The 20,749-nt window shown below is 28.2% G+C and carries 24 protein-coding genes, 7 tRNA genes and 1 pseudogene; 8 read left to right on the top strand and 24 right to left on the bottom strand.

Going from position 1 to position 20,749, the window contains the following annotated elements:
* Window positions 1-182: pseudogene (locus ACRDBA_RS10645) on the top strand (MATE family efflux transporter); the annotation flags it as partial.
* Window positions 183-246: 64 nt separating this feature from the next.
* Complete coding sequence (locus tag ACRDBA_RS10640; protein ID WP_438572895.1) at window positions 247-897, top strand: glycosyltransferase; 651 nt, start codon at window positions 247-249, stop codon at window positions 895-897.
* Between the two features lie 44 nt (window positions 898-941).
* On the opposite strand, the gene ACRDBA_RS10635 is transcribed toward ACRDBA_RS10640, so the two are convergent.
* The 12 genes from ACRDBA_RS10635 to ACRDBA_RS10580 all read right to left on the bottom strand — a co-directional run bounded on the left by ACRDBA_RS10635 (window position 942) and on the right by ACRDBA_RS10580 (window position 9,834).
* The gene (locus ACRDBA_RS10635; RefSeq protein ID WP_438572894.1) at window positions 942-1,472 is read right to left on the bottom strand and encodes a glutathione peroxidase; all 531 of its coding nucleotides are present in this window, start codon (window positions 1,470-1,472) and stop codon (window positions 942-944) included.
* A gap of 80 nt (window positions 1,473-1,552) precedes the next feature.
* A complete protein-coding gene (locus ACRDBA_RS10630; protein ID WP_438572893.1) occupies window positions 1,553-2,431 on the bottom strand; it encodes an NAD(P)/FAD-dependent oxidoreductase in 879 nt (292 codons plus the stop codon).
* Window positions 2,432-2,457: 26 nt separating this feature from the next.
* On the bottom strand, window positions 2,458-2,934 hold the full coding sequence (locus ACRDBA_RS10625) for a glutathione peroxidase (RefSeq protein ID WP_438572892.1): 477 nt from the start codon (window positions 2,932-2,934) through the stop codon (window positions 2,458-2,460).
* Window positions 2,935-3,074: 140 nt separating this feature from the next.
* Window positions 3,075-3,506 (bottom strand): MarR family winged helix-turn-helix transcriptional regulator, encoded by a 432-nt coding sequence (locus ACRDBA_RS10620; RefSeq protein WP_438572891.1) that lies wholly within the window; start codon window positions 3,504-3,506, stop codon window positions 3,075-3,077.
* Between the two features lie 193 nt (window positions 3,507-3,699).
* On the bottom strand, window positions 3,700-4,227 hold the full coding sequence (locus ACRDBA_RS10615) for a putative immunity protein (RefSeq protein ID WP_438572890.1): 528 nt from the start codon (window positions 4,225-4,227) through the stop codon (window positions 3,700-3,702).
* 82 nt (window positions 4,228-4,309) lie between these two features.
* Window positions 4,310-4,723: a GNAT family N-acetyltransferase gene (locus tag ACRDBA_RS10610; protein ID WP_438572889.1), complete on the bottom strand. Its 414-nt coding sequence runs from the start codon at window positions 4,721-4,723 to the stop codon at window positions 4,310-4,312.
* 416 nt (window positions 4,724-5,139) lie between these two features.
* Window positions 5,140-5,619: a 23S rRNA (pseudouridine(1915)-N(3))-methyltransferase RlmH gene (rlmH, locus tag ACRDBA_RS10605; RefSeq protein WP_438572888.1), complete on the bottom strand. Its 480-nt coding sequence runs from the start codon at window positions 5,617-5,619 to the stop codon at window positions 5,140-5,142.
* A 49-nt stretch (window positions 5,620-5,668) separates the two neighbouring features.
* Complete coding sequence (locus ACRDBA_RS10600; RefSeq protein ID WP_438572887.1) at window positions 5,669-6,292, bottom strand: Hsp20 family protein; 624 nt, start codon at window positions 6,290-6,292, stop codon at window positions 5,669-5,671.
* Between the two features lie 104 nt (window positions 6,293-6,396).
* Window positions 6,397-7,038 carry a lactate utilization protein gene (locus ACRDBA_RS10595; protein WP_438572886.1) on the bottom strand — a complete coding sequence of 214 codons (642 nt, stop codon included), beginning with the start codon at window positions 7,036-7,038 and terminating at the stop codon, window positions 6,397-6,399.
* Between the two features lie 84 nt (window positions 7,039-7,122).
* Complete coding sequence (locus ACRDBA_RS10590; protein ID WP_438572885.1) at window positions 7,123-7,620, bottom strand: SEC-C metal-binding domain-containing protein; 498 nt, start codon at window positions 7,618-7,620, stop codon at window positions 7,123-7,125.
* A 146-nt stretch (window positions 7,621-7,766) separates the two neighbouring features.
* Complete coding sequence (locus tag ACRDBA_RS10585) at window positions 7,767-8,558, bottom strand: MBL fold metallo-hydrolase (RefSeq protein ID WP_438572884.1); 792 nt, start codon at window positions 8,556-8,558, stop codon at window positions 7,767-7,769.
* Between the two features lie 16 nt (window positions 8,559-8,574).
* On the bottom strand, window positions 8,575-9,834 hold the full coding sequence (locus ACRDBA_RS10580; protein ID WP_438572883.1) for a UDP-N-acetylglucosamine 1-carboxyvinyltransferase: 1,260 nt from the start codon (window positions 9,832-9,834) through the stop codon (window positions 8,575-8,577).
* A 353-nt stretch (window positions 9,835-10,187) separates the two neighbouring features.
* Between ACRDBA_RS10580 and ACRDBA_RS10575 the strand changes: the two genes are divergently transcribed.
* The 4 genes from ACRDBA_RS10575 (at window position 10,188) to ACRDBA_RS10560 (ending at window position 13,127) form a co-directional block, all read left to right on the top strand.
* Window positions 10,188-10,724: a hypothetical protein gene (locus ACRDBA_RS10575; RefSeq protein ID WP_438572882.1), complete on the top strand. Its 537-nt coding sequence runs from the start codon at window positions 10,188-10,190 to the stop codon at window positions 10,722-10,724.
* 158 nt (window positions 10,725-10,882) lie between these two features.
* Window positions 10,883-11,338 (top strand): dUTP diphosphatase, encoded by a 456-nt coding sequence (locus ACRDBA_RS10570; RefSeq protein WP_438572881.1) that lies wholly within the window; start codon window positions 10,883-10,885, stop codon window positions 11,336-11,338.
* A 77-nt stretch (window positions 11,339-11,415) separates the two neighbouring features.
* Window positions 11,416-11,847 carry a DMT family transporter gene (locus ACRDBA_RS10565; RefSeq protein WP_438572880.1) on the top strand — a complete coding sequence of 144 codons (432 nt, stop codon included), beginning with the start codon at window positions 11,416-11,418 and terminating at the stop codon, window positions 11,845-11,847.
* Window positions 11,848-11,933: 86 nt separating this feature from the next.
* Complete coding sequence (locus tag ACRDBA_RS10560) at window positions 11,934-13,127, top strand: S8 family serine peptidase (RefSeq protein ID WP_438572879.1); 1,194 nt, start codon at window positions 11,934-11,936, stop codon at window positions 13,125-13,127.
* Between the two features lie 30 nt (window positions 13,128-13,157).
* Here the strand turns inward: ACRDBA_RS10560 and ACRDBA_RS10555 are convergent, their stop codons facing one another.
* Window positions 13,158-14,315: a M23 family metallopeptidase gene (locus tag ACRDBA_RS10555; protein WP_438572878.1), complete on the bottom strand. Its 1,158-nt coding sequence runs from the start codon at window positions 14,313-14,315 to the stop codon at window positions 13,158-13,160.
* A 161-nt stretch (window positions 14,316-14,476) separates the two neighbouring features.
* Here ACRDBA_RS10555 and ACRDBA_RS10550 point away from each other — a divergent pair, with 161 nt between their 5' ends.
* Window positions 14,477-15,475 (top strand): DnaD domain protein, encoded by a 999-nt coding sequence (locus ACRDBA_RS10550; protein WP_438572877.1) that lies wholly within the window; start codon window positions 14,477-14,479, stop codon window positions 15,473-15,475.
* Complete coding sequence (locus ACRDBA_RS10545) at window positions 15,468-16,442, top strand: ATP-binding protein (protein ID WP_438572876.1); 975 nt, start codon at window positions 15,468-15,470, stop codon at window positions 16,440-16,442. Before ACRDBA_RS10550 ends, ACRDBA_RS10545 begins: the two co-directional genes overlap by 8 nt.
* A gap of 179 nt (window positions 16,443-16,621) precedes the next feature.
* Here ACRDBA_RS10545 and ACRDBA_RS10540 read toward each other — a convergent pair.
* The 11 genes from ACRDBA_RS10540 to ACRDBA_RS10490 all read right to left on the bottom strand — a co-directional run.
* Window positions 16,622-16,696, bottom strand: a tRNA-Thr gene (locus ACRDBA_RS10540).
* A gap of 31 nt (window positions 16,697-16,727) precedes the next feature.
* Window positions 16,728-16,804, bottom strand: a tRNA-Asp gene (locus ACRDBA_RS10535).
* 89 nt (window positions 16,805-16,893) lie between these two features.
* Window positions 16,894-16,968 (bottom strand) — tRNA-Glu (locus ACRDBA_RS10530).
* A 394-nt stretch (window positions 16,969-17,362) separates the two neighbouring features.
* Window positions 17,363-17,446: transfer RNA gene (locus ACRDBA_RS10525), tRNA-Leu, on the bottom strand.
* A gap of 4 nt (window positions 17,447-17,450) precedes the next feature.
* Window positions 17,451-17,526: transfer RNA gene (locus ACRDBA_RS10520), tRNA-Lys, on the bottom strand.
* A gap of 3 nt (window positions 17,527-17,529) precedes the next feature.
* Window positions 17,530-17,604 (bottom strand) — tRNA-Gln (locus ACRDBA_RS10515).
* A gap of 7 nt (window positions 17,605-17,611) precedes the next feature.
* Window positions 17,612-17,685, bottom strand: a tRNA-Gly gene (locus ACRDBA_RS10510).
* Window positions 17,686-17,970: 285 nt separating this feature from the next.
* A complete protein-coding gene (gene rpsU / locus ACRDBA_RS10505; protein ID WP_438572875.1) occupies window positions 17,971-18,147 on the bottom strand; it encodes a 30S ribosomal protein S21 in 177 nt (58 codons plus the stop codon).
* A 249-nt stretch (window positions 18,148-18,396) separates the two neighbouring features.
* The gene (locus ACRDBA_RS10500; RefSeq protein WP_438572874.1) at window positions 18,397-18,918 is read right to left on the bottom strand and encodes a hypothetical protein; all 522 of its coding nucleotides are present in this window, start codon (window positions 18,916-18,918) and stop codon (window positions 18,397-18,399) included.
* A 162-nt stretch (window positions 18,919-19,080) separates the two neighbouring features.
* The gene (locus ACRDBA_RS10495; protein ID WP_438572873.1) at window positions 19,081-19,821 is read right to left on the bottom strand and encodes a hypothetical protein; all 741 of its coding nucleotides are present in this window, start codon (window positions 19,819-19,821) and stop codon (window positions 19,081-19,083) included.
* Window positions 19,766-20,749 (bottom strand): glycosyltransferase (locus ACRDBA_RS10490; RefSeq protein WP_438572872.1); only part of this gene is annotated, 984 nt, incomplete at its 5' end. The genes ACRDBA_RS10495 and ACRDBA_RS10490, both read right to left, overlap by 56 nt.

Below are 20,749 nucleotides of genomic sequence, written 5' to 3'. Positions count from 1 at the left end.
TAGTAGGTGCATTTTTAATAAGAATACCTGTATCATTTATTATGAGCAAAATAGAACCTGTCTCACTATTTAAAGTAGGGTTAGCAACTCCAGCATCTACCTTTATACAAATTATATTATGTATAGGATTCTTTATATTTTTATCTAAAAAATCATTACGTAACTTATCAATAAACTATTAAAAAGAATATCTATATTTATGTTTGTACAAACTAATTATGACTTTAACAAATAAGGAGTGTAAACATGAAGAAACTTTTAAAAGGTTCATTACTATCATTATTTTTGCTAACCTTTATTTTAATCCCTACTAAAGCACAATCCTTTGTAAGTGACTCTACTCAAGATTCACTATATAACAAATCTTGCTGTGACTTAAGAATGCAACAAAGAAGACTTTGGATTGATCATGTATCTTGGACTAGAAGCGCTATTACAAGTGACTTATCTTCACTTGAAGATGTATCTCCTGTAATAGAAAGACTTCTTAAAAATCAAGATGATATAGGAAATTCAATTAAACCTTATTATGGAGAAGATGCAGGAAATAAACTTGCTTTATTGTTAAGAGAACATATAGATCTAGCAGCTAAAGTCACTGATGCTGCTAAAGCTGGTAATAAAGAAGACCTAGAAAAATACAATAAGCTTTGGTATGAAAATGCTGATAAAATTTCTGAATTTTTAAGTGCTGCAAATCCTAACTATTCAAATAAGGTTCTAAAAGACATGTTGCATAAGCATTTAAAATTTGTTACAGATCAAGTTGTTGTTAAGTTAAATAAAGATTGGAATGCTGACATAAAAGCATATGATGATGGAGAAAATCACATGATTATGTTTGCAGATATAATTACTGATGGCATAATTAAGCAATTCCCTGAAAAATTTAAATAAGTAATATATAATCAAAAAAGCACCATTTTATGGTGCTTTCTTATTTATAATAATTCTTTTATTATTTCCTCTAACTTTTCAGGTTCATATGTTGGGGCAAATCTTCCTATTACTTTTCCATTTCTATCAATTAAGAACTTAGTAAAATTCCACTTTATATCATTACCTTCAGTTGTAAATCCAAGACCCTTAAGCCTATCATATAATCCTTTTGAAGCTTCATCCTCTTCAGCTTGTGATGCTTCTCTTTTTAAAAATTTATATAATTCTGAAGCATTTTCTCCATTAACATCAACCTTTGCAAAAGTTTCAAAAGTTGTTCCATATGTTAACTGACAGAAGTTCGATAATTCTTCATCACTTCCAGGTGCTTGATTAAAAAATTGATTGCAAGGAAAGTCTAATATTTCAAACCCTTTTTCTTTATTTTCATCATAAAGTTTTTGTAATCCTTCATATTGTGGTGTAAATCCACACCCACTTGCAGTATTAACTATTAACACTACTTTCCCCTTATATTTTTCTAAAGATATTTCCTCTCCATTTGTGTTTTTTACTTTAAAATCATATATCATAATATTTATCTCCTTTATTTTATAAACTTTTCTCTATATTTTCTTTAATAACTTGTTTTGGATAAAATCAATTTAATCTTTTAATTCTCCTTACTTTTTCTCTTAAGATTATCTATATAAGACACTGCTGATAAAGCTGCTATATTACCTTCTCCAGCTGCCTTTATATATTGATATGGTACTCCAACAATATCTCCTGCTGCATAACAACCTTCTATGTTTGTCTTCATTAATCTATCAACCTCAACATGGTTATCTACTATTTTTAAACCAGGAACTAACTGACCTGGTGATATACTATCTCTTAAAATGAATATCCCATCTGTTTCAATTTCACTATTTTTAAGAATAAGTTTTTTTACTGAATTTTCTCCTACTATTTCTACTGGAATATCCTTAATTATCTGAATAGAAGAATCTACTTCTATCTCCTCTTTATACATTGGTATGTAGTACACTTTTGATGCTATAGTTGAAATAAAGTTTGCCTCAGCCTCTTCATGTTTATTATAAGCAATTATTGTCACTATTTTATTTTTATATAATGGAGCATCGCATGTAGCACAGTATCCTACACCCTTCCCTAAATACTCTTCTTCACCCTTAAATGGCTTACCAAAATTAACTCCTGTTGCTAGTATTATCGAAGCTGCCTCATACATTTTGTCATTTACCATTAAAATAAAATTATCACCCATTGCATATATATTATTTATTTTTTCTTCTTTTATCTCTATATTCATAGCTTTTAAGTGATTAGCAAACTCATCCCTAATTTCTACTCCACTCTTACCATAAAATCCAAGGTAGTTGTTTATTTTATGTGCTTTTACTAACTTATTACTTATTTCATTGCTTCCAAACATAATAAATTTTTTATTTCTTATTTTAGCATTTAAAGCAGCTGATATTCCTGCTGGACCACTCCCTATTATTGCAATATCATATCTTTCACTCATATGTTTTCTTACTCCTTTCAAATAAATTATCTTAATAACACTTTGATATCATCTTCTATTTTTAAAGGTTTTACTGTAGGCGCATATCTTTTAACTACATTACCTTCTGAATCAATTAAAAACTTAGTAAAATTCCACTTAATATCTCTACTTAATAAACCTTTTTTCTCACTTTTTAAAAACTTATATAATTGGTGTTCATACTTACCATTTACATCAATCTTTTGAAACATAGTAAATGTAACTCCATAATTTAATGAACAAAACTCTTGAATTTCATCATTGCTTCCTTTGTCTTGACTAGCAAATTGATTACATGGGAACCCTATAATTTCTAATCCTTGATCTTTATATTTTTTATTTAATTCCTCTAGTTCTATAAACTGAGGTGTTAATCCACATTTACTTGCTGTATTAACTACCAATACTACCTTTCCCTTAAAGATATCCATCTTAACTTCTTGTCCATTCATCTTTTTAGCTGAAAAATCATAAAATTTCATATTACATATTTCCTTTCGTTTCAATATAGTTTGATTAAATTTAATTTAACTCAATTAATTTCTTTAAAATATTAGAACTTGTTATTTATAAGCTTAATTAGAAATCTAATTCTTATTAAGCTTATAAATTTAACAAATTCTTATTTAAATCTTAGTAATAATTTATCTAATGCTTTTTTTAATTCTTTTGCTTCGTCAATATTTCCACCTAATCTACAATACATTTGCTCTGGAACATCAATGATATTATCTTTTAGATTTCTTCCCTTTTCCGTTAATTCAACAATAACAACTCTATCATCTTTTTCATCTCTGTATTTAGTTACTAATTCCATTGAAAGTAACTTTTTTAAAACCGGAGTAAGAGTACCTGAATCCAAATGAAGCTTTTGTCCCATTTCCTTTACTGTTATTTTTTCATTTTCCCATACAACTAACATAGCAATATATTGAGTATATGTAAGGTTATATTTATCTAACATAGGCTTGTAAATTTTTATAACTTCTCTTGAAGCTGCATATAATGAAAAACATAACTGATTATCTAATTTTATTTTTTCATATTTATCCATAAAAAACATCCTTTTAATTTTTCTAAATTAAATTTAACTCAATTGATTATGTTTTTATTCTATATAATATAATCACTCTTGTCAATATAAACATTAATCTTACTAAAGCAATATAAATTATTAAAGTTACTTTGTTTATTTTAAAACCTCAACTAATATAAAAAAATAAGCACCATAAACATAGTGCTTATCTTTAACAATTCCAATTTATTTTTGCTTTATTAGGTTCATCTATTATAGCAATTTTAATTAAGGCTTCTTCCATACCATTACAAAACTTCTCAGCTATTTGCTCATAAACCTCTTCACTTGCATCAACTCCAACAGATGAATATGCTATTGCTGCTGATCCATAAAATGCAAGACCTAAAGAACTAGTCACAGTATTAATTGTTGTTGTGGTTGCCCCAATTGCCCTAGCAGCAGCTTGTGTTGCATGATTTCCCTCAGCTTCCCTTGCAGCTATTTGTGCTTCTTTAACAATTTTCTTTGCATCTACTAATTTTATCTTGCCCTCTAACCATTCATTAACTGCATTTAATGAATTACTTAAACGCTGATCATTAGGATAATCCTTTTCATAAATAGGTAATATATGATCCCTAGCATATTCATTACACCACCTAACAATTGTTTTTTTACTTTGAGTTTCTATTAGTTTCATAAGAGAAACTATGTATTGTGAATCTACTTTTCCAATCATTTTCTTAACTTTAGCCATAATTACTCCTTTATCAAATCTTTTATATTAACTTAAATTTAAAAGTACTTTTATAAATGTTCTTAGACACTAATATACCTATTTAAATAGTTTTAGTAAAGTAATGTCTTTTTCCTGTTATCGGATAATTTTCTAATACAAAAACTTCATTATATCCATGCTTTTTATAAAATTCAGGAGCTTGAAAACTAAAAGTATCTAAAAATGAATATTTACAACCACGTTCTTTTGCTATTTTTTCTGCTTGTTTCAAAATTTTACTTCCTATACTTTTACCCCTCAATTCTTCACTCACCCATAAAAATTTTATAAATAACCAATTACCATGAGTATCTCCAATTAGCCCAGAAACCTTTCTTCCTGTTTCATCTTTTAAATAAATACCTAAATCCCTTGGATTTTTATCCTCAATTCTAGCTAAATTATATTCTAATAATCCTTTTAAAATTGTATCTTCATCTTCTTTTGTAATTGTATCCTTAATTTCAAACTTCATTTTTACAGCCCCCTTTTCCCTAAAATATCTACTATTATCAAAACTATATAAAGCTATATATTATAAAATATACTTTCATCAGTATGTCTCTATAGCATTTAATTATAACATATTTTGTAAATCACACCTTGCTTAGATACTGTATTTTTAGATAAAAAATAGTAGATTCTCATCATACTTTGAAATCTACTATTTTTTAATCATATTAATAAAATTATAAACTAAATTTGTGCATTTAGACTTAACTGATATTTGTATTTGATTTAATAAGTTTATGTCTTCGTAATATCTTAATGTCTTGTAAACTTCCTTATTAATTTTTGAAAAAACTCATATTGAAAATATCCTATCATCTGCGCATTTAATTTGATATATTATTTTCAAATAAAATACTCCACTAATATACTTTTGGAGACTTACTTATGATACGGTTCATTCTTCATTATTCTAAAGGCTCTATAGACCTGTTCCAATAGCATTACTCTAAATAATTGGTGTGGGAATGTCATTTTAGAAAAGCACAGCTTATAGTTTGCTCTTTTTACAACTTCTTGTGATAATCCTAGACTTCCCCCTATTATAAATGCTATGTTTGAGTTTCCCATTACTCCACAGTTTTCTATAAAGCCTGCAAATTCTTCTGATGTTAGATTTTTTCCCTTTAAGTCCATTGCAACAACAAACATATTATCTTTTATTTTTGATAATATTAATTGACCTTCCTTATCTTTTATCTGTAGTTCTTCTTTTTCAGATGCATTATCTGGTGTTTTTTCATCTGGTAACTCAATAATATCTAGCTTGCAATATCTAGTTAATCTTTTTGAATACTCATCTATTGCTTGCTTTAGATATTTTTCTTTTAATTTTCCTACTGAAATTACTGTTATATTCATATTTAGCATTTTCTCCTCATATGTTAATTATAATTATATAGTATCATATTTAATCTGCATCAGTAAAATCTACTACATCAACTATTTCAGTATTTGTTTCAATCTTAGTTTTCTTAGGTAAATAAACTCTTAAAAGATCTGAATTATAAACAGCCTTTATTTTTGAGATATCTATATTTGGAACGTAAAAGCTCTTTTTTAAATCTCTTCCTGGTTGAACAAAGGCAACCATTGTGTTTGATCCATTACTAAATACTTGATTCATTTTTACTGTAATTTCTATATGCTCATTTTTATAATCTATATCTATATCCTTTTTGCTTATTCCAGGTAGTGTACCTTCTATTAAATACCTATCTTCATAATTCTTAAGTTCTAAATTCATTTCATCCAAGCCATCTATAATATCATTAACAATATCACTATTCATAACATTGTCTATAATATTATCTATTATTTCTTCATTATTTATTAATGTTGTGAATACTTGATTAAATATTGTTCCAAAGCTACTAAAGGCATCTCCTACTTGAGGCGTATTATTCATATTATTATAGTTATTTACATAACCATTATTATAATTATTTGAATAGTTGTTTTGATAATTATTTGGAGAGTTATTATTTACTCCACCTAACATATTATTTAATAGAAATGGAAGCATTTGAAACATAAAATTCACCTCTCTAAAATTCTTTACTATATATATTTATTTCTAAAAACCTCTTTTGACACAATAAAAAAATACTAAGAAGTTAATCTTAGTATTTCTTTTAATTAATATCCTAAATTTTCGTTCATAAAAATAACATGTATTCTATTTGAATTTCCTTGGCTTCTAATTACGGTGTATTCCCTACATATTTTTTCTTTACTTTTACAATCCATGCAATGACCTATTTCTGCACAAGGAGTTTTCTTATTTAATCTTTTAGCATTAGCAGGTGCTGACACCTCTCTATTTCGCTTTATAGCCTCCTCTAAATCCTTTACTATCTTATTAGTTCCTGCTATAACAATAACCTTTTCTGGTCCATATAACATAGCTGCAACTCTATTTCCATTACCATCTACATTATATAGTTCCCCCTCCTCTGTTATTGCATTAGTGCTTGTGAAATAAGCATCTGCTAAAAAGCTTTCTATATATATCTTTTTTACTTCATCATGAGTTAATCCTTCTTTATCTCTATCTAAAAAATTATATCTTCCACTTCTTAAATAATCTTTAACGCCTGACTCTGTTAAAGTCATAGAACCACCACAAGATACTAAAGCCCCTTCATTTACTAACTCATCTATCTTATCTATAAGCTCTTCTTTATTCTTTACTAAATACCCATTCATATTGTTTTCTTTTAAAGCTTTAATTGTTCTTTGTATCTTTCTTTCATATACCCAACTTATGTTATTATCCATAAACTCTCCCCCTTGTAATATTTACCATATAATTATAACAAAAAAAGTCTAACTTTCATTAGACTTTTTTATAATAATTTTATATTATTTTCCACAACATTTCTTATACTTTTTACCGCTTCCGCAAGTACAAGGTTCGTTTCTTCCTACCTTAGTTACGTTTCTTACCATAACAGAATTTCTGTATTGTTTTTGGATATCTTTTCTCTTTTCTATTGAGAATATTGAATCCCATTGTGGTAATGTGTAAAGGTATTCTGCTTTAGCATCAAGCATATTGTAATATAGTTTTTCTAAATCTATATCTAAAACTATTTGTTCTGTAGCAGTTAATTTTTCTAAATCATATGGGTTCTTTAAGCTATCATTAATTCCATCAATGAATCCCATTACAAATTCTATTGTTGTATTGTATTCTTTAGCTAAATCTTCTATTGAAGCCTTTACTGGCTCAGTGTGCTTTGCTAATAAATTCTTGTACATTGATGTTTCTATCTCAGTGTACTCATTCCAGAAAGCTTGCTCTCCCTTGTTCTTAACGTATTCAACTACCATATCTGTCCATTGTTTATATAAACTCATTGCTCTTTCTCCTTTTTTATACAAATGATTGATACTAAAATTATACTAATTAATTCAAATTTTTTCAAGTAATCCCTAATATTAATTGATAAAATTAATTCATAAAATTTATAGTTATTGTTTATTTTATAAAACTCCAAGTAATACTATAATTCAATAATATTACTTGGGTTATGTCTACTTGCCATAGAAAGTACAAGATCCTTGTTTTGTTCAATATTATTTTCTTGTAAAACACTTAAAACAGTTTGAAAAGCTAAATCAGGGTGATTATTAGTTCCACTTAAGTGACCTAATACAATCTGCTTGTTTTGTTGATACTTTATAAGGTCAACAATAGCTCTTCCACAATCTTCATTAGATAAATGTCCTACCTCGCTTAAAATTCTTCTTTTTAAGTTATATGGATATGGACCAAACTTTACCATGCTAATATCATGATTGCTTTCTAATAATATAATGTCCGAATCTTTTATACTATCTTTTATTTCTTGAGTGTATATCCCAAAATCTGTAGTTACACTTGCTCTTTTTCCTTTAGAATGAATAGTATATCCAACAGGTGCCACAGCATCATGTGGTATATTAAATGAAGTTATATCTAAATCCTTTATTTCAAGATTAGACCTTCTATCCATTATCTTAATATTATACTCTTTTATCTTCCCAATATTGCTTTCCATTGCAGACCAAGTATGTGCATTTGCATATATAGGTATATCATATTTTCTTGATAATACGCCTACACCTTTTATATGATCTAAATGCTCATGGGTTATAAATATTCCATCAATACTATGTGGATCTTGCCCTATGCTTTTTAAAGCTTCATCTATCTTTTTTCCTGGTAAGCCTGCATCTATTAATATTTTTGCTTCATCAGATGCAATAAAAATACTATTTCCGCTACTTCCACTATATAATGAGCAAAATTTCATTTAACTTTCCCCCAAGTTACTCAACTTCTCTTCTTATATCCGCACCTAAAGCAGTAAACTTATTTTCTATATTTGGGTATCCTCTATCTATATGTTCAATATGAACTATTTCAGTTTCCCCCTCAGCAATTAAACCTGCAATAACCATTGCTGCTCCTGCTCTTAAGTCTGTAGCTTTAACGCTAGCTCCATATAAAGTTGAAACACCATCTATTATAGCTGTTCTTCCTTCAACTTTTATAGTTGCTCCCATTTTCTTAAGCTCATCAGTATGCTTATGTCTGTTTTCCCATATACTTTCAGCTATTAAGCTTTTTCCTGGTACAACTGATAATAAAGCTGACATTGGTTGTTGTACATCTGTTGGGAATCCTGGGTAAGGTGTTGTTTTAACATTTATACCTTTTAAAGGTCCATCAACAAAAACTCTTACGCTATCATCACCTTCTTCTACTATAGCTCCCATTTCTGTAAGCTTAGCAGTTATTGATTCTAAATGCTTTGGTATAACATTTTTAATAGTAACATCACCTTTAGTAGCTACTGCAGCTATCATAAATGTTCCTGCTTCTATTTGGTCAGGAATAACGCTATAGTTACATCCTATTAACTTTTCTACACCTTTAACTCTTATAACATCTGTTCCTGCACCCTTAACGTCTGCACCCATAGAGTTTAAGAAGTTTGCTACGTCAACTACATGAGGTTCCTTTGCAACATTTTCTAATATAGTTGTTCCCTCTGCTAATGTAGCTGCTATCATAACATTTATAGTTGCTCCTACTGAAACAACATCAAAGAATATGTTAGCTCCTTTTAAATCTTTAGCTTCTACTGTTACAGCACCATGCTCAATAATTACATTAGCACCTAAGGCTTCAAACCCCTTAATATGTTGGTCTATAGGTCTAACTCCTATAGGGCATCCTCCTGGTAATTCAACTCTAGCCTTACCGAATCTAGATAATAAAGCCCCTATAAAATAATAAGATGCTCTCATTCTTCTTACATCTTCAGTGCATGCATCCACACTATGTACATCTGTAGCATCTATTTCTAAGGTATTATCGTCTATTTTATTTACTTTGCATCCTAAACTTTTTAAAATTCTTTCCAAACAATGCACATCTTCTATGTTAGGAACGTTATCTATAATGCATTTTCCCTCACTAGCCATTATTGCTGCTGGTAATATGGCAACTGCTGCATTTTTAGCTCCATTTATATCAACTGAACCTTTTAAAACTTTTCCTCCGTTTATAACTAATCTTTCCATCCATTTCACCCTTATCACATTTATATATTAATCTTTATCTATTATTTCAATTTTAATAATTATCCATTATAATCCTAAAAAGGAATTTTTTATCTCTTCAACTGTATAAAGACTTACGTTTTTTATTATAACATAAATATTTGTTAATTAAATAGAGTTTTTTATGGTAAAAGGGCTTTTTTACTCTATTCTTCAATTAATTTTAAATATACTAACATTATTATTAACAATATTATTTGTATAAAAGTTTTAATTATTCTATCTTTTTAATTTTTTTGTAATATGTTATAATTTATAACAAAGTTTGTATATATAAGTATTGCAAGCTAATTTAACTTGAGAGGTTAAATATTATGAGATATTACTTAGTAGCCTTATTTGATGAAGAATCTTATAAGTGCCTAAATCCTATCCAAAAGAATCTATCTAAAAAATTTAGAGCTAATAGAAATTCTCCAACTCCATATATTCCATTAGAAGTTGTAGAAAATCCAAATGTAGATAAATTAGATGTAGTAGTTGAAAAATTAATAAAACCTTATAAAAATTTCAAAATACAATTATGTACTAAGGTATCTGTTTGTGAATCAAATAAAACTCTAAATGTAAAAATAGAAGATAGAGGTTATATTAAAAGATTAAATCGTTTAATCAATGATACTTTAAAATTACATGGTTTTAACATTAAGAACTATAATAATGAGCCATCTATGCATATATCAATAGCTAATCTTAATTACATTCCAAAAGATATGAAGAGAATTGATGGTGAAGTTAGCTTTAAATCTAATGTAGATACGTTGAAAGTCAACAGATTAGAACTATGGAAAGTATCTAGTAACAAAAGAGAAACGTTAATAAAAAGTTATCCTTTAAAACAAAATTTATAATTTTTGAAAAGTGTCGAATAATAATATTATAGGCACTTTTTATTTATGTTAAAAATAAATTAAAATTTATTTTTTTGTATTCGTTTACCACACTTTTCAATTTTAAAAAGTTTTTGTAAAATATAATTAATTAATTCCTTAGGAACAGGGGGATATTTATGAATATCAAAGCTCTTTTTGAAGCTCAAATTGAAAAAAATAATCAACTTAATGTTGATACTACTTTAAATCAATATAAGTTATCTGCTAGAAAAAATTTAGAATTACATATTAAAGTTAGTTCTTTAGCAAATGACACAAAATGTTATAAATATTGGATGGATAATGATAATAACCTAAATCTAAATTTAATCTTCGATAGATATTTAGATTGCTTAAGTCAAATAATATCACTTGGAGTAGATCGTAATTATACAGATGTTGAATCAGTTAGAGTTAAGCCTAATGATTATTGCTTAAGTGATCAGTTTTTAAATCTATATATAGATATAAATGACTTAATAATATCACCTTCTAAGGATCACTTCCTAACTTTGCTTGAAGATTTCATAAGTTTAGGAATTACTTTAGGATATTCAGAAACAAAAATCAAAGAATCTTTCATTAATAGATAAGTAAAAACCTTCTTAATAGAAGGTTTTTTTTCATATTTATAAACTAAAGTGGAATACTAACCACGAGGTGAGTATTAATGATGTCAATTATTTTTGCAATAATATCAGGTATTGCTATGAGCCTTCAAGGCGTTTTTAACACACGTCTTGGAGAAAAAATTGGTACTTGGGAAACCAACGTACTTGTTCAAGCTAGTGGTTTAGTCTTAACATTAGTAATTTTATTTTTCTTTGGAAAAGGTGATTTTAAAGCATTAAAGGATGCAAATAAATTATATCTCTTAGGTGGAGTCCTTGGGGTAATAATTATATTTACTGTTATGCATAGTATTGGTACGATGGGAGCTACTTGTGGTATAGCTATAATATTAGTTGCTCAACTTGCTGCTGCTGGTATAATTGATGCTTTTGGATTGTTTGGATCTCAAAAGGTTCCTTTTAGTTTAAAAGAATTTATAGGAATTGGAATCATGATAGCTGGTATAATCATATTTAAGTGGAAGATTTAACTTATTTATAATTTAATATTTTATTCTATTAACAAAATTCTACCTTTTAATATATTATATAATGTGATCAATTTTAGGAGTATTATATGTTCTCTCTAAATAGAAAGATAGAAAAGAATTTAAAAGACTGTATGTCTTCTAATAGCAATAATAATTATAGAGTTATTATAAAGTGTAAAAAGTTTCAAGATAATATAGCTAAAAAAATTCCATCTTATAAAGGCGAAGTAATTCGTTGCATATCGCAATGTAATATAATATCTGCATATTTAAATTCTAGAGGAATTCAAAGACTTGTAGAATACCCAGAAGTTGAATATATTTGTTTTGATGAATATTTATTTTTGTGTGGGATGAGTGTCCATACTGCTAATAAAGTTAAAATAGCAAGTAAAAATAACATAAAAGGTAAAGGGATTGGAATTGGTGTTATTGACAGTGGTGTTTATCCTCATAATGATTTAATAACACCATACGGAAGAATATCAACCTTCGTTGACTTAATTTCTGGACTTAATTATCCATATGATGATAATGGTCATGGCACATGTACTTGTGGCATTATTTCTGGAAGTGGTGATATGTCTAACGGAATGTATAAGGGAGTTGCCCCTGAAAGTAATATTCATTGCTATAAAGCCTTTGATAAGCTTGGCAAAGGGTTTTCATCCGATGTTCTATATGCAATGGAATCTTTAATTTCAGAAAGTGAAAAATATAATATAAAAGTTCTTTGTTTACCATTTGAACTTTTATCCTATAATTCCTTTTTACAAACCTGCTTTAATAAAATGCTTTCCTTTGCTACATCTAAAAATATAACTCCAGTTATACCTAGTGGTAGCAATAAAAACTTAGATGGATCAATTACAGGAATAGCATTAAGTCCAAATTGTATAACAGTTTCAGGAATAGATACAAGTTCTACATTAAAGCCTTATTCCTATTCATCAGCTGGAGCAGCAAGAAAGGATTCCAAGCCAGATTTATGCGCAGCATGCGTAGATGTAGTTTCATTAAATTGTAACAACAACTATATTTCAGAAAAAAACGGGATGAAAATTTATCCTCAAAAACTAAATACTTCTTATAAAACCTTTTCTGGAACCTCTATAGCGTGTGCTTACGTATGTGGTTTATGTGCCTTGCTGTACGAAAAAGACCCAGCCTTGACCTTTAAAGACGTTGTTTCATTATTAAAAGTTTCTTGTGAACCACTAGATATGCCAAAAAATTATCAAGGTGAAGGTAAAGTTAATATCAATAAAGTATTAAAATAAGAAATGGTGCCTATTAATAAGGCACCATTTTTAATACACTATATATGCTGTTGGATCTACAGGATTATTATTTACTCTTAATTCAAAATGTAAATGTGGCCCTGTGCTTATTCCAGTGTTACCTACATAACCTAACACATCCCCCTTAGATATAAGGTCACCACACTTAACATTAAACTCTTGTAAATGCGCATAATAAGTTATCATATCATTTTCATGCTTAACCATGACTAAGTTTCCATATCCCCCATCATTATATTGAGCATATATTACTTCTCCATCCATAGCTGCATAAACATTATCTCCTATATTTCCTGCTAAATCTATTCCCTTATGAAAGGATTCCCATCTCTCCCCATATCCTGATGTTAAACTTCCACCTCTTGTAGGATTATTTAAAAAAGCTATTCCATCATTATAAGGATTTCTAGTTCCTCTATATATTAAAGTATTTTTTGCTTCTTCTATAATTTCTTCTTTAACTATATTAGAAGCTACTCTCTCTCCATTTAAATAAGTTATTTCTTCAACTATTTCTTTTTTTCCTAAGGTTCCTTCCACTTTTTCCTTTTCACCAGAATATCTAGTTTCATCTGGTATTATAACTGTACTAAAAGGAATTTCTTCTTCTTTTATATCATTAACCTTAATTTCAACATCAATAGCATCCTTATCTTCCTTAGACATCATATAAAGACTATTAACTATATCGTCTTTACTTTTTACGTCACCTATATTAACAATTTTATTTTTAACATCTAGATTGCTATTTATATCTATTGATAATATTTCATCATTACTTAAACCTAAGTCTCTAACATACATATCTGCTATCTCTTCATATATAGAATTCATATTACATTCGGCTGAAATATACCCCATATGATTTCTACCTAAATTTAATTCATATGCAAAGGTTTTTCCAACTAATGCTTCTAATAATCCTACAGCAATATTATTTCCAAACGCTCTCTCAGGCTTATTTACCTTAAGCTCATATTTTTTATTAGCATTATTTTTTTCAACTATAATTTCATTTTCATTTTCCAAAACTATAGCTTCACCATTAACTGCTAAAAATTTGTCCGCTTTTACTACTTCATAATTATCTATGGCTACAAATAATATTAACAATCCAATCACCATTAAAATTCTGGCGACTCCAACTGTATCTTTTCTCGACCCCATAATAACTCCTTTCTTATTTACCCTTAGGAAACGCATTTATTAATTTACCCCATTTTATAATTATTATTCATCCTATTATTAAATTGTTATGTTGAGGGATATACGCCACTTTGCTATAATTAACTTATTGCAAATAAAGCTAAAGAAAGGTAGGTACACATATGAGCACATTTATGCTTAAATCCAAACCTTTAAAGTTTACACCAGTTAGTAATATATTTATTGAAAAATATATGCCTAAAGCGCGTGGTGAATTTATTAAAGTATATTTACTAATGCTTAAATATAACATTAGTGGCGAAATAGGAGTTAGCTCATCTATATTAGCTTCTTCCTTAAATCTTCTTGAATCAGACATATTAAATGCTCTTAACTACTGGAATGAAGAAGGACTTATAAAATTAATCCCTATAGATAAAATGGGTAATTTTGATATAGAATTTGTTGAATTATCAGATGATAATAGCGAAAATAAAAAAATAAATCTTCTAGATGAGTTATCAGATGAAACAAATAATGGAATGCTAAAAGACATAGAAAGATTATTAGGTAGACCTCTATCCCCTACAGAATTTACAACATATATAAGTTGGAAAAAAGACTTTAATTTTTCATCAGAATTAATATTACTTTTAATAGAGTACTGTGTATCTAGGGGCAAAAGTAATACTCGTTATATAGAAAAAGTGGCTATAGCTTGGAATGAAATGAATATATCAACTGTTGATGATGCCCAAAATTATATAAGGAAAACTGAAGATAAATGGGATACTTATAGAGAAATACTAAAATTCTTAGGAATTAGAAATTCTGATATTATGAAGCCTCAAGAGGACTTACTTGAAAAATGGACTACAACTTATAGTTTTTCCTTAGATGTTATAAAGAAAGCTTGTGACATTTGTGCACAAAGATTAAATAGAGCTGATTTTAAATATATTGATGGTATTTTATCTAGTTGGCACCGTGATAAGTTAAAAACAGTTGCTGATATAGAAAATAAAGAAGCTGCGTTTAAAAATTCATCAAATAGAAAAAATTATAATAACAATATAAGTACTACAAATAAAAAACCTCTTAAATTTAATAACTTTGAGGCAAGAGAATATGATTATGATTCTCTTGAGAAAAAATTATTAGGATGGGATAGCGATGATTAAAGGATATCAAAAGGAATTAGCTAATATATATGAAAAAATTAAAGATACAGAAAAACAAAACTTAGAAAATAGAAGAAAAGAAATAGAAAGTAAATATCCTGAAATTATGGAGTTAGATACAAAAATACAAAAAACATGTCTAAACCTTTCACTTTCCATATTAAAAGGATTAGACCAGTTAGAACTACAAAAAATTAAAGATGAAATTACTGATCTAAGATTTAAAAAATATGAGTTATTAGTATCTAAAGGTTATTCCCCTGAATATCTTAATTTACATTATCAATGTTCTAAGTGTAAGGATGAAGGATATATAGGAACTACTCAATGCTCTTGCTATAAAAACAAACTAGTAAAATTATATTATAGGAATTCTGATTTAGAAGATGCTGTACGAATTAGTAATTTTAAAAATTTTAATATACACTTATATTCTAATAACAGAATAAATGATGACAAATATTCTCCTAGAGAAAATATTGAAAAGATATTAGAAGACATCACAGGAAATTATATTCCAAATTTTAATGTATCAGACACTAACCTTTTATTCTACGGAAACTCTGGTACTGGAAAAACTTATTTATCATGTTGCATAGCAAAAAGCTTATTAGATCTAGGATATCTTGTAGTATACAAGACTTCTGATGAAATTATAAGAAGTCTTAGAGAAATTAGGTTTAATAATAATTATGAACTTGAAGAATTATTATTAAATTGCGATTTGCTTATTATTGATGATTTAGGTGCAGAACAAATTACAGACTTTTCTGTTACCGAGTTATTTAATTTAATTAATAAGAAACTATTAAAGAAAAAGAAAATGCTTATTTCAACTAATTTAACACTATCTAAATTAACAGAAATTTATAGCGAAAGACTTTCATCTCGATTAATAGGTAACTTTAAATTATGTAAATTCTATGCCGCTGACATCAGAATTCAACTTAACCTAAAAAGACGTTAATAGAATTTATAAGTAATTTATAATTTTAAGTGTGAATCTTATTATAGTTTAATAATAAAATGAAAGCACCAAATAAGAAGATATAATTCTTCTTATTTGGTGCTATTTATTTATCTTTAATATACTATATTATTTTTATTATATAAAACAAAAAAACTTTAGAATAATCTAAAGTTTTTTGGAGCTGGCAATAGGAATCGAACCTACAACCTGCTGATTACAAGTCAGCTGCTCTACCGTTGAGCCATGCCAGCGTATTATTAAAATTTTGCCATTAAATAAAAATGGCGACTCAGAAGGGACTCGAACCCTCGACCCCCGGCGTGACAGGCCGGTACTCTAACCAACTGAGCTACTGAGCCATTTAATTTTGGTGGGCACAACAGGGATCGAACCTGTGACCCTCTGCTTGTAAGGCAGATGCTCTCCCAGCTGAGCTATGCTTCCAAAATGGTGACTCCTAGGGGAATCGAACCCCTGTTACCACCGTGAAAGGGTGGTGTCTTGACCGCTTGACCAAGGAGCCTAACTATGCTCTTAGAAACATAATGTTTCCGACAACAATAGTTATATTACATTGTTTTTATATAAAAGTCAACTATTTTTTATATTTTATCTTTTTTTATTATATTTTGCGCTTCTAATATACCTCCAGACATAACTCCTTCATATCCTCCACCTGGATTTACCCATGCTCCAACAAAACTAAAATTCTTTATAGATGTGTTACTTTTTAATCTATATCTTCCTGCTTGTTTTACACATTAACCATATCCATAGACTGCTCCTTTTGGCTTTCCAGTATATCTTTCCATAGTTCTAGGTGTTTCTAGTTCTTTAACTACAATGTGCTCTTTAATATTATAAAAAAAATAAGGCATACTAAAATAATTAACAAATCATTTTAATATACCTTATCTTGGTGCAGATGAAGGGAGTCGAACCCCCACGCCAATGGCGCTAGATCCTAAGTCTAGTGCGTCTGCCAATTCCGCCACATCTGCATGTTGGTGGCTTACCCGGGAATCGAACCCGGTACACCTTGATTAAAAGTCAAGTGCTCTACCGATTGAGCTAGTAAACCTTATGGCTGGGATAGCAGGATTTGAACCTACGAATACCGCAGTCAAAGTGCGGTGCCTTACCGCTTGGCGATATCCCAGCATTAATGGAGCGGGTAGTGGGAATCGAACCCACCTTTTCAGCTTGGAAGGCTGGAGTATTACCGATATACGATACCCGCGCATATTTTGTTTGCATCAAACTGCTTACTTAGTATAATTCATATGTGTACAGCTTGTCAACAATATTTTTAAAAAATTATCGATTTTTGTATTTAATATTAATTCTTTATACATTCAATCAATAATATTTTAAAAATCTTATGTGTTTTTTAACCTAGTCATATGTATGAAAGAAAATTACCCCGTTACGTAGTCGCGTATATTGCTAAACAACATCTACATTACGGGGTGCACTTCAGTACTATATATACATTAAATATATATTATTTACAAAGCTAATGTTACTACTTGAATTTTCTCTTTCTAGCAGCTTCTGACTTTTTCTTTCTCTTTACACTTGGCTTTTCATAGTGCTCTCTTTTTCTAACCTCTGAAAGGACTCCAGCTTTCGCACATTGTCTTTTAAATCTTCCTAGTGCTTGCTCTAGAGATTCGTTATCTCTCACTCTTATTTCTGACATTATTTTTTCCCTCCCTTCAGTACTATAAACTTAAAGATAATTTGAAACATTTCTATTATCAATATCTTTTACATTATAACTTATGATATATTATCATGTCAATAATCATATGCATTAAATATTAATCTAATTTCTTCCTTTATATTAAATAATCACCACTTTAATCTAATCTACAACAAATCCCACCGAATTTATAGGTTTTTTATTTTTTTAAAATATATTATTTTTCCTATTATTTCTCCAATATTTTTAATAATTAACTAAAGTGAAGCTCTTATTTATATCTCTAATTACTCCAACCATTACTTCTTCTAGTTCCTTTGGATAAATCATTTCATATGAATAAATTATATCATCACTAACTATTACTCGTTTATAAACATATTTTTCATCATTCTCACTTCTCACTTCATAAACTCTTTTATTTAATGATGAATCTATAATTTTACTTTTCCCTAATAAATCATTTTTATAAACATTCTCTATGCCTTGATAATCTGCATTTTTATTTGCATAAACTACAAATCTTATATCACTATTTATGTCTGATAATACAACACCATCACTAGTATTAAAACCTTCACTATAAGAAAGAAAATTTGGATAATCTATATTATATCCAAATACGCTATTGTGATATGTTCTATAAGAAACATTACTATACTCCTCTACTTTTATATCTATATCTTTATTAACATCTTTCTTAATTGTACTACAACCTGTAAAAATTAACATTACGCCTAATACAATTGATATTATTTTATATTTCATAAGCTCTCCTTTTACACAAATAATTAATTTATACAATATCATATGTAAAATTCATTCTTGTTGATATTAAAAATATTTTACGAAAAGTAAATCCCCTTGCAATAATTAATATTATTACAAAGGGATTCCTTTACATTTTCATTATATTTAATCTATGTTTTTTTAAGCTACTATATCAATTGTTTTTTTCTTCAATTTTTCAAAGTCTCTTAATTCTTCCTTTTCTATCTTTCCAAAATTATAAGAAGTAAATTTTATTTCACTAAAAGGCAATGGAATTACATACTTGTCCCATCTATTTTTTAATATTATTTTTCTAGAATAATTCACATTAACTAATATAATAGGCTTTTTACTTTCATTAGATAACATAAATCCAACCTTTTTAGGATCTTTATATGGCCCTACTGGTCCATCTAATGTTATACATAAGGTTTTGCTTTTTTCCTTACTTTTTTCTTTTAATGTTCGTAAAAAACCTTTCATCTTTATCCCATCTGGCATCCTCAAAGCTTTTACACCATAGTTATTCATAATTTTTTCTATAAAATTTCCTCTTTTATCTATTGTAACAACAACGCTTAAATCCCTTTCTGAGTTTTTTATTTCTCTTAATAAAAAATTCATTCCAAAGCTATCACCATGCCAAAACCCAACTATACATTCATCTATAACTTCTTTTCTAAAGTCTCCATCTAGTGTTATTTTACTCGTCTTAGCTACTAATTCAATATAACTAATATATATTTTACTTATTATACTATCAATTATAGATCCTTTATTTAAAACTATATTTTCTTCTAAAGAATTGTTATTTAAATCTATATTATCTATATTTGTAGACTTTTTATTGGAAGCTATATTCCCTACTTCTTCTACATTGTAATCTAATTGCCCATTCATAGCTTGATTCTGCAAGCTTTGCAATTCTCTCATTTGAATATTTAAGTGCTGTTTCATATGCTCCATTTTTTAGCCTCTCCATCCTGTCTTTATCATTCATTATTTCTGCTATTATACTGCTCCACTCATTAATATCCTCATTTGTCATATACCCATTAACGCCATCTTTAACTATATCTACAACGCCTGTCCCATTTACAGCCACAACTGGATTCTTAGCTCCCATTGCCTCTAATAACACTATTCCTTGCGTTTCTGATTTAGATGCAAATAAAAACATATCACAAGCTCTATAGTAGTCCATTATTTCATCATTAGGCACACAGTCTACAAACTCCACTAATTCTTTTAAACCTAATTCTAATACCATTTTTTTTAGCTTACTTTTTAAAGGACCGTCTCCTATAATTAATGTTTTAAAAGTTTCCCCTTTTTTCTCTTTTAAGCTTTTTAAACCATTTATAATAAATTCAATATTTTTTTCCTTTGATAACCTTGATACGCTACAAAATAAATATTCTTTATCTCCAATATATTTTTTTCTTATTTCACTAGATTTATCAGATTTATTTTTAAAGGCTTTTTTATCTAATCCAGTTGGTAATACTGTAACATGACTTTTAACATCCATATCTTCTAAATAATCCTTAATTAAATCTGTAGGTGCAAATACAACATCACATTTATTTGAAAATACCTTTACTCCATAAGGTATAGCTATTTCTTTTGAAAAATCTAAAAATGAATTACTTATTTCTCTTCTAATAAACATATCTTCAGATAAGCTATATTCCTCTACTTTTTTAAATGCCTTTATATTATGCAAATATTGTTCGTATCTAGTATGATATGTAAATACTGTTGGAATATTATATTTTTTACTTAAATATAATCCCACCCAACCAATAAGCATAGGATGATGAACATG

The sequence above is a fragment of the Clostridium sp. genome (genome assembly GCF_051654825.1).
Taxonomy (GTDB): domain Bacteria; phylum Bacillota; class Clostridia; order Clostridiales; family Clostridiaceae; genus Clostridium.
Note: the sequence above shows the minus strand (reverse complement) of the source record. Positions and strands in the feature narration are given on the sequence as shown.